We start from the raw sequence: 12,622 nt of genomic DNA on the forward strand, positions 1-12,622 counted from the left end.
AGCTGCCTTGAGGGCCTTGGATTGGGCTTTCTTAGCTAAGGTGCGGTTGTAAAGATAGACTGCAAACATGACAAGGGCTGAGCCAACTCCGACAATAGCTCCTAAAGGATCAATGACAGTTGTTTCTCTACTGAGGATTTTCTGAACGGTATCTCGTAGGACATCGAAGCCCACATAAAACATGATGATGGAAGTTACCAGGCTAGCTAGATCTTCAATCTTCCAATGACCAAATCGGTGGTCGCGGTCAGCTGGCTGGCGGGCCATGCGAATGCCAATGAGAAGGGCGACATTACTGATAATATCTGATAAGTTATTAAAACCATCGGCGACCAAACTGGAGGAGTGAAGGAGATGTCCCGTTGCTAATTTAGCTGCGGAAAGAATCAGGTAGGCGACAATACTGATCAGGGCTCCACGTTCGGCTAGTTTTAAATTACTTTGTGATTGATTCACTGATAACTCCTCCAGACTTCTGTAGATTTCCTCCTAAGCGAAAAACTTAGATCGTTGTTGATGAGGAAATATTCGTTCTTCTTAAGCCTTTATTATAGCCTTTTTGAGTGCAAAATTCAAATGATGCCAACTGTTTCCAGAAGGAGAAAGGGCGAAAATATGGTATAATAGAACGATTGAATGAATGAGGAGTATGAGATGAATCCTTTATTGAATGGTATGAATGATCGCCAAGCAGAGGCGGTCCAAACGACAGAAGGTCCCCTCTTGATCATGGCGGGGGCCGGTTCTGGTAAGACACGTGTCTTGACCCACCGTATCGCTTACTTGATCGATGAAAAAATGGTCAATCCTTGGAATATTTTGGCCATTACCTTTACCAATAAAGCTGCTCGGGAGATGAAGGAGAGGGCTTATCAATTGAATCCAGCAACCCAAGACTGCTTGATTGCCACCTTCCACTCCATGTGTGTGCGTATCCTCCGTCGAGATGCGGATCATATTGGATACAATCGTAACTTCACCATTGTCGATCCAGGTGAGCAACGGACCTTGATGAAGCGGATCTTGAAGTCCTTGAATTTGGATCCTAAGAAATGGAATGAACGGACCATCTTAGGGACTATTTCCAATGCTAAAAATGACCTGATCGATGAAGTAGCCTATGCTGCCCAGGCGGGAGATATGTACACCCAGATCGTCGCCAAGTGTTATGAGGCTTACCAAAAGGAACTCCGTCAGTCAGAAGCAGTGGACTTTGATGATTTGATTATGCTGACCTTGCGTCTTTTTGATCAGCATCCAGATGTGCTGACCTATTACCAGCAGAAGTTCCAATACATCCACGTAGACGAGTATCAAGATACCAACCATGCCCAATACCAGTTGGTCAAACTCTTGGCTTCACGTTTTAAAAATATCTGTGTCGTTGGGGATGCGGACCAGTCTATTTATGGCTGGCGGGGAGCAGATATGCAGAATATCCTGGACTTTGAGAAGGATTATCCTGATGCCAAGGTCGTTTTGTTAGAGGAAAATTATCGTTCTACTAAAACTATCCTGCAAGCAGCCAATGATGTCATCAAAAACAATCGCCACCGCCGTCCGAAAAATCTCTGGACACAAAATGAAGACGGGGAAGAGATTGTCTATTACCGGGCTAATGACGAGCAGGATGAAGCGGTCTTTGTTGCTAAAACCATTGAAGAGCTGAGTCGCGAAGCTGGCTACAAACACCGTGATTTTGCAGTTCTCTACCGGACCAATGCCCAGTCCCGGACCATTGAAGAAGCCCTGCTCAAGTCCAACATTCCCTACACCATGGTAGGGGGAACCAAGTTCTACAGCCGGAAGGAAATTCGGGATGTCATTGCTTATCTGAACTTGATTGCCAACCTCAGTGACAATATCAGTTTTGAACGCATTATCAATGAACCCAAGCGGGGAATCGGGCCAGGTACAGTGGATAAGATTCGTGCCTTTGCTCAAATGCAAGAGTCCTCACTCCTGGATGCTTCAGCCAATATCATGCTCTCTGGCATCAAAGGAAAGGCTGCCCAAGCCATCTGGGACTTTGCCAATCTCATTCTTGATTTGAGAGAAAGATTGGACCAGCTGACCATTACAGAGTTGGTCGAAGAAGTCCTTGACAAGACGGGCTATATGACGGCCCTAACCAATCAGGGAAATTTGGAAAGTCAGGCCCGCATCGAGAATATCCAAGAGTTCCTATCTGTTACCAAGAATTTTGATGAAAATGGAGAGACCGTCGAAGACGAATCAGGTGTGGAAACCTTGAGTCGTTTCTTGAACGATTTGGCTTTGATTGCCGATACAGATGATGGGGCCCAAGAAACTTCAGAAGTCACCTTGATGACTCTTCATGCAGCAAAGGGATTGGAGTTCCCAGTCGTCTTCTTGATTGGAATGGAAGAAAATGTCTTTCCTCTTACTCGTGCAGCAGAGGATCCAGATGAGTTGGAAGAAGAGCGTCGCTTGGCTTATGTAGGGATCACGCGGGCAGAGAAGGTTCTCATCTTGACCAATGCCAACTCTCGTTTGCTCTTTGGACGGACCAGCTACAACCGGCCGACGCGTTTCATCAATGAAATTAGCTCGGATTTATTGACCTACCAAGGATTAGCCCGTCCAGTCAACACTAGCTTTAAGGCTTCTTATAGCAATGGAGGCGGAACGACCTTTGGAAAAGGAATGAGCCTGTCACAAGCCCTTCAAGAGCGCAAGAGACAAGCAGCTCCAAGTACTCTCACATCATCAAGTCTCCCCTTTGGCAATAGCAACCGTTCTAGCGCTAAAGAAAGCATTGCTTGGTCCATTGGCGACATTGCCATTCACAAGAAGTGGGGCGAAGGAACTGTGCTTGAAGTATCTGGTAGTGGTAGTACCCAAGAACTCAAGATCAACTTCCCAGAAGTGGGTCTCAAAAAACTCTTAGCCAGTGTCGCTCCGATTGAAAAGAAATAAACTGAAACCAGTAAGCCTAGCTTGCTGGTTTTGTCCTTTTATCAACTTCCCTTTGGTGAGGACGGACGGTAGCGACTCCCTTTGGGATTCCATACCTTAGATTTGAGCCTTCCGTCTCAAATCTACCGAGCAGGAGAAATAGATTTGTTTCTCCTGCTTTTCTCACGGCGGGAAGTTTTAATGGTCATCGTTCTGTTTTTCAAATCCTCTCACTTACTCTATTCACAGTCATTAACTAAATTGTGAAGGGAAATAGTAGGAGCAAGCCTCGTTTGTTGGTTTTGATTTTACTGGTGGCATGATATAATATACTAAGAATAGAGAAAGAGGCATGCTATGAACGAAATCAAGTGCCCCAACTGTGGGGAAGTCTTTACAGTCAATGAAAGTCAATACAGCGAACTCTTGTCACAGGTACGGACAGCAGAGTTTGACAAAGAAATTCATGAGCGAATTCGGCAGGAGTTGGCTTTAGCTGAACAAAAGGCCCTTAATGAGCAGCAAGAGAAGTTAGCTAAGAAGGACCAAGAAATTGCCCGGTTACAAAACCAGATTCAACAGTTTGATACTGAAAAAGAATTGGCTAAAAAAGAGGTGGAGCAAACAGCTAGCCAAAGCTTGCTAGAGAAAGAAAAAGAAGTGCAAGCACTGGAGAATCAATTGGCCACCTTGCGCTTGGAGCATGAGAATCAGCTTCAAAAAACACTGTCTGATCTAGAGAAAGAAAGAGATCAGGTCAAAAATCAGCTCCTATTACAAGAAAAAGAAAACGAGCTTTCTCTGACTTCTGTTAAGCAAAACTATGAAGCCCAGCTTAAAGCGGCTAATGAACAGGTCGAGTTCTACAAGAATTTTAAGGCCCAACAGTCGACCAAGGCCATCGGGGAAAGTCTGGAACAGTATGCGGAAAGTGAATTCAACAAGGTTCGCAGTTTTGCCTTCCCAAATGCCTATTTTGAAAAGGACAACAAGGTCTCTGCACGTGGGTCTAAAGGCGACTTTATTTTCCGCGAGTGCGATGAAAATGGGGTGGAGATTATCTCCATTATGTTCGAGATGAAGAATGAAGCTGACGGGACAGAGAAGAAGCATAAGAATGCGGATTTCTACAAGGAATTGGACAAGGATCGTCGAGAAAAGAACTGTGAATATGCGGTTTTAGTGACCATGCTTGAGGCAGATAACGACTACTTCAATACAGGGATTGTCGATGTTAGCCACGAGTATGAGAAGATGTATGTTGTGCGTCCTCAATTCTTTATCCAATTGATTGGTCTCTTGCGCAATGCGGCCCTTAATTCCCTTAAATACAAGCAGGAATTGGCGCTTGTCCGTGAACAAAATATTGATATTACCCACTTTGAAGAAGACCTAGACGCCTTCAAGGTTGCCTTTGCTAAGAACTACAATTCAGCCTCAGTCAACTTTGGCAAGGCCATCGATGAAATCGACAAAGCCATCAAACGCATGGAAGAGGTCAAGAAATTCTTGACCACATCAGAAAATCAACTCCGACTTGCCAATAACAAGCTGGATGATGTTTCTGTTAAAAAATTGACTCGGAAGAATCCGACCATGAAGGCTAAGTTTGATGCCTTGAAGGGGGAATAACCTTTGTATTCAGCTAAGAACGCTACCTTGTCCATGAATGGGAAAACCATGGACTATGTGACATTTGGAAAAGGAAAGAAGCCTCTCGTTATCATACCAGGCTTGGGGGATGGGGTGCAGACGGTTAAAGGAAAGGCCCAGCTCTTTTCCCTCTCTTATCGTCTACTTGCTAAGCGCTATAAAATCTATGTTTTTTCTCGAATTAATGAGTTGAGGCAGGGTTATACGACACGGGATATGGCAGCAGATCTAGCAGAAGCAATGGAGACACTAAACCTCGATACCGCTTATGTTATGGGGATTTCACAAGGTGGAATGATTGCTCAATGGTTAGCTGTAGATTTTCCAGGAAGGGTTCAAAGGCTCATCCTAGCTGTGACAACAGCGGAGCCTAGTCAACTTGCTAGAGAACGAATTGAGCATTGGCAAAAACTCAGTCAATCTGGAAATTTTAAGCATCTCATGCTGGATATTGCAAAGCATTCCTATACGCAAAAGAGCTATCAAAAGTCGCGGTTGCTTTATAATATCATGGGTCGCTTGGGACGAATCAAAGATGAAAAACGAATTGCTATTCAGTCTCAATCATGCCTTACTCACGATAGCCTTGAGGTCTTAAAGGAAATTCATTGTCCGACCCTGATCCTTGGTGCCCTTGAAGATGATGTGGTCGGTGTGGACGGATCTAAGGAACTAGCAAAAGCGATTTCAGGTTGTCAACTCCTCATTCTTAAGCACTCTGGTCATGCTCTTTATGAAGAAAATAAAGTATTTCAAGAGGCTGTCTGTGAATTCTTAAACTAAAAAACGCTGGAAAAATTTTCCAGCGTTTTTATTCTATTTAAATCGCAAAGAGATCGTTTAGGTTTTCTGCCATGGTTGGGTGGGTAAAGATTTGTTGTGCGATGTAAGTATAAGGGATCTTGTTGTCCATGGCCATGGTGATCTGGTTGATGATTTCGCCTGCAGCTTCTCCAAAGAGCGTCACTCCAAGGATTTCTTTGGTTTCTGGGTTGACCACGGCTTTGAAAGCACCTCGAAGGTCTGCATTGACGTGTCCGCGTGGCATGGCAGCAACTGGCAATTCTTTAACAGCAACTGGAAGTCCTTTGTCACGTGCTTCTTGCTCGGTCAAGCCGACTTGGGCAAGTGGAGGAGCAATAAAGAGTGTTGTTGCATAATTTCTACGAGTCTCGAGATTGTAGCTACCATCACCTGTAAGGTAGTTGAAGACAATGCGGAAGTCATCGAGTGACATGTAGGTGAATTGAGGACCACCATTGACATCCCCAACTGCAAAGACACCAGGGACGCTGGTTTCCAAATGACGGTTGACTTGAATCGCTCCACGATCAGTGACTTGGATGTCTGTGTTTTCAAGACCAAGTCCAGCTGTGTTTGGCTTCCGTCCTGTTGCGTAGAGAAGGATATCGAACTCAAAGTCTCCCTTATCTGTGACAACCGTTAAGCTGTTTTGGCCATCTTTGATTTCTTGGGTATGAACGCCTTGCAAGAATTGAATACCGTCTTCTTCAAGGTAGCTTTTTGCAAGAGCTGCAATACTTGGCTCGATCCGTGGCAAGAATGTTTCAGAAGCATCCAGCACCGTTACTTGGCTACCCAAGGTATTATAGAGATGAGCAAATTCCAATCCGATTGGTCCACCACCAAGGACGCCGAGGCGTTTAGGTAGATTTTCCAAACGTTGAATACCGGTTGAATCCACAGCAAATTTACTTTCAGCCAAACCTGGGATCGGAAGGACATTTGGCACTGCACCAGTATTAATAATAATGGTTTCAGCTGTCAATTCTTCCTTTTCATCTCCAGCTTGAATTTCGATGACCTTGTTAGAAACGAAACGAGCCGTCGCGTCGATAATGTCTACACCAGTTCCAGCAATGGTTGCGTAGTTCTTGCCATTGAGACGAGTAGTGACTGCATTTTTCTCATTCATGGCTTGCTCAAAATCCAAGCCTTTTTCTGCTGCAACAATCAAGGTCTTGGTGGGAATACAAGCGATATTGATACAAGTACCACCGTACATAGATTTGCTCTTTTCAATCAGAGCGACTTTTTTTCCTTGGCTTGATAATTTCGCTGCGAGTGTTTTACCAGCTTTACCAAATCCAATCACAATAACATCATACATTAACATATGTTACACCTTCTTTCGGTTTCTATTGTATCAAACCCATTTTAAAAAGTCTGAAATCTGCTACGGGATTTTTTAGGAGCTCATGGGAAGGGGGAAAGAGGGACAAGAAGTCTTGTTTCGTGGTATAATAAAGGGTCGGTGACCCGGATGGTTACACAAGAGTTAGAAAGAGCAAATCAGATGGACGGAATTATCAATGTTAAAAAAGAAGCAGGCATGACCTCACATGATGTGGTCTTTAAACTGCGGAAAATCCTAGGTACCAAGAAGATTGGCCATGGGGGAACGCTGGATCCAGATGTGGTGGGAGTGCTTCCGATTGCAGTTGGCAAGGCGACACGGATGGTCGAATTCATGCAAGATGAAGGCAAGGTCTATGAAGGAGAAATCACTCTGGGATTTTCTACCACGACGGAGGATGCCAGTGGGGAAGTCGTAGAGCGGACTCCAGTGGAAGCCCCTTTAGATGCAACAGAGGTGGACCGCATGATTGCGCAGATGGTGGGAGAAATGGAGCAGGTACCGCCTATGTACTCAGCGGTCAAGGTCAATGGACGTAAGCTCTATGAATATGCACGGGCTGGAGAAGAAGTGGAACGCCCTGTCCGACAGGTAACCATTTATGAATTCACGCGCACCAGTGAGATTAGCTATGAAGAAAGTCTAGCCCGTTTTCGTTTCCGGGTTAAATGCAGTAAGGGCACCTATATCCGGACCTTGTCGGTGGATTTGGGTCAAAAACTGGGCTACGCAGCCCATATGTCTCATCTGACACGGACCAGTGCTGCCGGTTTGTCACTGGAAGAGGCTCTGACCTTAGAAGAAGTGGCTGAAAAAGTAGCCCAAGGAGATTTGAGCTTCCTTTACCCACTTGAAATTGGCACCGGAGATCTTGAAAAAGTAGAGCTGACAGTCGAAGAGGTTGGCGAAGTCCAAGTGGGACGCTTTATTCCAGTTGAGAGTGACTCCAAAGAGTTAGCTGCTTTTTACCAAGGAAAATTAGTGGCCATTTTAGAAAAAAGAGAAGAACTTTACAAACCTCGAAAAGTTTTTCTCACAGAAAGTGTGTTACAATAAATTCATGAATATTCGTACGATAACTACTGCTAACCAGATCCATTTGGAGAATGAGACAGTTTTGGTTCTGGGCTACTTTGATGGCCTGCATCTGGGGCATCAAGAACTCTTTAAGAAGGCGCGTCAGATAGCGGATGAAAAAGGCTTGAAGGTTGCTTTGTTAACCTTCCCTGAATCTCCTAAGTTAGCCTTTGTTCGCTACCAACCAGAATTACTACTTCATTTGCAGAGCCCTGAGGATCGGTTCCAAAAATTAAACGAACTAGGTGTGGATGAGCTCTTCCTCATTGATTTTACGACCGATTTTGCTTCTAAAACCGCCAAAGAATTTGTCGATCAATTTGTCAAAGCCTTGAGGGCCCGAGTTTTAATTGCTGGATTTGATTATAGTTTTGGCTCTGATAAGAAAAATGCCTCTGACTTAGCTGTTTATTTTGATGGTCAAGTGGAAGTCATTTCTCCTGTATTGGATCAGGGGGAAAAGATTAGTTCAACCCGCATTCGTCAGGCTGTCCTGGAAGGACGCGTCAAAGAAGCTGCACGTCTACTTGGTCACCCTTTATCCAGTCGGGGAATCGTCGTGCATGGGGATGCGCGTGGCCGCACCATTGGCTATCCTACCGCCAATCTAGCACCGATTGACCGGACCTATCTCCCATCAGATGGGGTTTATGTAGTCGATGTCGATTTTAAAGGGCAGACCTACCGTGGGATGGCTTCTGTCGGGAAAAATGTCACCTTTGATGGAAAAGAGCTTCGTTTCGAAGTCAATCTCTTTGATTTTACTGGAGATATCTACGGTCATACCCTGACCATTCATTGGTTAGATAAGATTCGAGAAATGGTCAAATTCGATGGGATCGATCAACTAGTGGCGCAACTAGAAGAAGATGAAGCAGTTTCACGAAACTGGAACGAGGATTAGGAGCTTTCCTAATCCTTTTTTTGGTGCCTCTTCTTGGGAAAAATGAAAGGGATTTCTTTTTTCCACTGAAATTCAGAAAAATCGTCGAGAAATCAAAAAAGCGCTTTTCAAGCACCTAATTTTTTTGTATAATAGAGTCAGATAGTTATATATAAAAAAGAAGTGAACCACATGATTACATTATTTTTATCACCGAGTTGTACATCATGTCGAAAAGCTCGGGCTTGGTTAAAAAAGCACGATGTTCCATTTAAAGAACACAATATTATGACAAGTCCTTTGAGCAAACAGGAGTTGACAAGTATATTGGCCTTGACTGAAAACGGAACAGACGACATTATTTCAACTCGTTCAAAAATTTTTCAAAAATTGGATGTTGATGTTGAAGATTTATCCATCTCAGCCTTGATCCGTCTGATTGAGGAAAATCCAAGTCTCTTGCGGAGACCGATTATTTTAGATAACAAACGCATGCAGATTGGCTTTAACGAAGATGAAATTCGGGCCTTCTTGCCACGGAGTTATCGCAAACAAGAGTTACGCTCTGCCACTCTAAGAGCAGAAATAAACTAAGAAGTATGTCGAATGCAAAAAAATTATAGTTACCCACTGGACTTATCGTGGAGCACTGAAGAGCTTGCTTCAGTGCTTTCTTTTTTCAATAAAGTTGAAGAAGCCTATGAAAGTAAGGTAGAGGCCAAAGAATACATGGAAGCCTACCGCGCTTTTAAGAAGGTCGTGCCTAGTATCGGAGAAGAAAAGCGTCTTGGACGGGAGTTCGAAGAAGTGAGCGGTTATTCTCTCTATCGTGCGACCCAGGCTGCAAAGCAAAAAGAGGAAGGATGGTTTTCTCTTGAAGAATAAATTAGAGTTTGCTAAACAAATCGTTTTAGAGGCTGGAGACTATTTGCGTCTTCATCTCCATGATGACTTGATGATCTCAAAAAAGACTGGGCCGACAGATTTAGTAACCCAGATGGACCAACATGTTCAAAAGGATTTGGTTGAAAAAATCACAAATCGCTACCCAGAAGATCGGATTTTTGCGGAGGAAGATGGCCTTCGTTCACCGATTTCAGAAGGATCCGTTTGGGTGATTGATCCCATTGATGGGACAAATAATTTTGTGACCCAAAAGGAAGATTTTGCGGTGATGGTGGCCTATTTTGAAGACGGAATTGGTCAGTTTGGCCTGATCTACGATGTGATGCGGGATCACCTTTTTTACGGGGGTGGAGAATTCCCTGTTTATCGCAATGAGGTTGAACTGACCCCCTTTGTGGACCAACCTCTGGAAAACTTTTTGATTGCTTCAAATGTCGGCATGCTTGAGAAAAATGACTGGGGCATGGCCGATCTTGGCATGGATTCTCTTGGAATTCGGGTTTACGGTAGTGCCGGTATTAGTTTTTCAAAAATTCTCTCAGGTGGGATTCTAGCTTATTTTAGCTACATCTGGCCATGGGATTATGCTGCAGCTGCGATCATGGGGGAACAGTTGGGCTATACCGTTTTAAATCTAAATGGAGATAAACCTAATTACCAGTCAGTGGAACCCATTATGATGGTTCCAAAAGTGAAGTTAACAGAAATTCAAACCTATCTTAAGAAAGGGAGAAGTTAAATGAATTTTCCCAATGGTTTTAAAGAAAAATACCAGCATCTTCTAGGTGAGGATGCTGCTGCTTTTTTTGCGACTTTTGAACAAGAAGCAGTATCGGCCTTTCGCACTAATCCCTTGAAAGAAGCTCAAAAAGCATTTGATGATCCGATTCCCAATACTCCTTGGGGACATTATGGAAAGGTCTCAGGAAAATCCATCGAGCACGCAACGGGTTTGGTCTATTCGCAAGAGCCAGCTGCACAGATAGTGGCCCAAGTCGCTCAGCCGAAGCCAGGGATGAAGGTCTTAGACTTGGCCGCAGCTCCTGGCGGAAAGACCACCCAACTCTTGTCTTATTTGGACAATCAGGGACTCTTGGTCTCCAATGAGATCCACAAGGGCCGCTCGAAAATTCTTGTAGAGAATGTCGAACGCTTTGGTGCGCGAAATGTGCTAGTAACCAATGAGTCTGCCGATCGTCTGGCCAAAGTTTTCTCAGGCTTTTTTGATCTGATTGTACTAGACGCCCCGTGTTCAGGTGAGGGGATGTTTCGCAAGCAACCAGATGCCATGGACTATTGGTCTGTCGATTATCCTCGAGAGTGTAGTCTCCTTCAAAGAGAGATTCTAGAGGATGCTCTCAAGATGTTGCTTCCAGGTGGTTACTTGGTTTATTCAACCTGTACCTGGGCTCCTGAGGAAAATGAAGAGATTGTATCCTGGCTTTTGGAAAACTATGAGCTGGAATTGGAAACGATCGAGAAGATCAATGGTATGGCAGAAGGCATTGACCATCCAGAAACGGCGCGCATGTATCCTCATCTCTTTAAAGGGGAGGGCCAATTTGTTGCTAAGTTCCGTTATCTAGGAGAGAACCGACCTGCCAAAATCCCTTCCAAAAAGGACCAATTATCTGCAGAACAAAAGAAATGGTGGCAGGAGTTTGCTAAGAAACACTTGAAGATCACTCTAGAAGGTGTCCTCGAAACCTTTGGAGATGAACTCTACTTGGTTCCACTTGGTTTACCAGATTTGCGCAAAGTAAAAATCGCCCGAAATGGCTTGCACCTAGGGACCTTCAAGAAAAATCGATTTGAACCTAGTTTTGCCCTTGGTCTAGCATTGAGACCGAGTGAAGTCAAAGAGACCGTTTCGATCACGCCTGAGGACTTTGTTCATTATGTGGCGGGAGAGACGGTTCAATTGAAGGAAACGCATCCAAATGGATGGTACCAGGTCCTTGTTGAAGGCAATGGTTTGGGCTTTGCCAAAGTGACCGGACAGACCCTGAAAAATTTCTATCCAAAGGGGCTTCGTTTTAGGTAAAATGCTGGGCAAAGAACCCGTTCTATGATATAGTGGAAGTACAGGTTTTTTTGAAAAAAACTTGTCAAAATCATAAGTGAAATAGTGAAATATCAAGGAGACATGATTTGAAAAAGTCTAAAAAGCTGATCCTAGGACTAGCGACGATCGCATTAGCAGGAAGTTTATCTGCTTGTGCTTCTTGGATCAATCGCGGAGAATCCATCACTGCTGTTGGATCGACTGCCTTGCAACCCTTGGTTGAAGGAGTAGTAGATCGCTACATTGAAGAACATCCTGGTAAGATTGTGAATGTACAAGGAGGAGGTTCTGGTACAGGACTTTCACAAGTTCAATCAGGCGCTGTGGATATTGGGAATAGTGACCTTTTTGCAGAGGAAAAATCTGGAATTGATGCCTCTAGTCTGGTCGACCATCAGGTAGCCGTAGCAGGGACAGCCATCATTGCCAATAAAAATATCTCAATCGACAATTTGACAACAGAGCAATTGCGAAAGATCTTTACGGGTGAATATACCAACTGGAAGCAATTGGGAGGTCCAGATCTTGAAATCACGATTGTGAACCGGGCAGTTGGTTCTGGTAGCCGAGCTGTCTTTGATGCCATTATCATGGATGGCAAACAACCCAAGCAGGCTCAAGAGCAAGACTCAAACGGAATGGTGAAAAATATTGTTTCTCAAACGCCAGGAGCCATCTCTTATCTTGCCTTTACCTACTTGGACAGCAGTGTCAAAACCATGAAGCTCAATGGCTATCAACCAACCAAATCCAATGTCGTCAACAATAACTGGCCGATCTGGTCTTACGAACACATGTATACGAAAGGGAAACCCAATGAGTTATCTAAAAAATTCATTGACTACATGATGACCGATGAGGTTCAGCAAAAGGTTGTTGGCAAGATGGGTTATATCCCGATCAATGACATGAAAGTCACCCGTGATTTAAAAGGGAATGTGTCAAAAAAATAAAAGAATTA

At 44.1% G+C, this 12,622-nt stretch carries 12 protein-coding genes; 10 read left to right on the forward strand and 2 right to left on the reverse strand.

Annotation, left to right across the window (positions count from 1 at the left end):
• The coding region (locus O3602_RS05745) for a cation diffusion facilitator family transporter (RefSeq protein ID WP_371611323.1) at window positions 1-456 on the reverse strand (456 nt) is incomplete at its 3' end.
• 198 nt (window positions 457-654) lie between these two features.
• Here O3602_RS05745 and pcrA point away from each other — a divergent pair.
• The 3 genes from pcrA (at window position 655) to O3602_RS05760 (ending at window position 5,355) form a co-directional block, all read left to right on the forward strand.
• On the forward strand, window positions 655-2,940 hold the full coding sequence (gene pcrA / locus O3602_RS05750; RefSeq protein WP_371611324.1) for a DNA helicase PcrA: 2,286 nt from the start codon (window positions 655-657) through the stop codon (window positions 2,938-2,940).
• A 336-nt stretch (window positions 2,941-3,276) separates the two neighbouring features.
• Window positions 3,277-4,551 carry a DUF2130 domain-containing protein gene (locus O3602_RS05755; RefSeq protein ID WP_371611325.1) on the forward strand — a complete coding sequence of 425 codons (1,275 nt, stop codon included), beginning with the start codon at window positions 3,277-3,279 and terminating at the stop codon, window positions 4,549-4,551.
• A gap of 3 nt (window positions 4,552-4,554) precedes the next feature.
• Window positions 4,555-5,355, forward strand: a complete 801-nt coding sequence (locus O3602_RS05760; protein WP_371611326.1) for an alpha/beta fold hydrolase — start codon at window positions 4,555-4,557, stop codon at window positions 5,353-5,355.
• Window positions 5,356-5,392: 37 nt separating this feature from the next.
• Here O3602_RS05760 and O3602_RS05765 read toward each other — a convergent pair whose 3' ends face one another.
• On the reverse strand, window positions 5,393-6,709 hold the full coding sequence (locus O3602_RS05765) for an FAD-containing oxidoreductase (protein WP_371611327.1): 1,317 nt from the start codon (window positions 6,707-6,709) through the stop codon (window positions 5,393-5,395).
• A gap of 180 nt (window positions 6,710-6,889) precedes the next feature.
• Between O3602_RS05765 and truB the strand changes: the two genes are divergently transcribed.
• The 7 genes from truB (at window position 6,890) to O3602_RS05800 (ending at window position 12,614) form a co-directional block, all read left to right on the forward strand.
• The gene (truB, locus tag O3602_RS05770) at window positions 6,890-7,786 is read left to right on the forward strand and encodes a tRNA pseudouridine(55) synthase TruB (RefSeq protein ID WP_371611328.1); all 897 of its coding nucleotides are present in this window, start codon (window positions 6,890-6,892) and stop codon (window positions 7,784-7,786) included.
• A gap of 4 nt (window positions 7,787-7,790) precedes the next feature.
• Window positions 7,791-8,711 carry a bifunctional riboflavin kinase/FAD synthetase gene (locus tag O3602_RS05775; protein ID WP_003011981.1) on the forward strand — a complete coding sequence of 307 codons (921 nt, stop codon included), beginning with the start codon at window positions 7,791-7,793 and terminating at the stop codon, window positions 8,709-8,711.
• Window positions 8,712-8,882: 171 nt separating this feature from the next.
• Window positions 8,883-9,284: a Spx/MgsR family RNA polymerase-binding regulatory protein gene (locus O3602_RS05780; protein ID WP_021152971.1), complete on the forward strand. Its 402-nt coding sequence runs from the start codon at window positions 8,883-8,885 to the stop codon at window positions 9,282-9,284.
• 12 nt (window positions 9,285-9,296) lie between these two features.
• On the forward strand, window positions 9,297-9,575 hold the full coding sequence (locus O3602_RS05785; RefSeq protein WP_003003480.1) for a UPF0223 family protein: 279 nt from the start codon (window positions 9,297-9,299) through the stop codon (window positions 9,573-9,575).
• Window positions 9,565-10,335, forward strand: a complete 771-nt coding sequence (locus tag O3602_RS05790) for an inositol monophosphatase family protein (RefSeq protein WP_371611329.1) — start codon at window positions 9,565-9,567, stop codon at window positions 10,333-10,335. Before O3602_RS05785 ends, O3602_RS05790 begins: the two co-directional genes overlap by 11 nt.
• Window positions 10,336-11,640 (forward strand): RsmF rRNA methyltransferase first C-terminal domain-containing protein, encoded by a 1,305-nt coding sequence (locus tag O3602_RS05795; RefSeq protein WP_371611330.1) that lies wholly within the window; start codon window positions 10,336-10,338, stop codon window positions 11,638-11,640.
• A 107-nt stretch (window positions 11,641-11,747) separates the two neighbouring features.
• A complete protein-coding gene (locus O3602_RS05800) occupies window positions 11,748-12,614 on the forward strand; it encodes a phosphate ABC transporter substrate-binding protein PstS family protein (protein ID WP_003011620.1) in 867 nt (288 codons plus the stop codon).
• Window positions 12,615-12,622: the final 8 nt, after the last annotated feature.

This window comes from Streptococcus sp. 27098_8_186 (assembly GCF_041432055.1).
Classification (GTDB): domain Bacteria; phylum Bacillota; class Bacilli; order Lactobacillales; family Streptococcaceae; genus Streptococcus; species Streptococcus dentalis.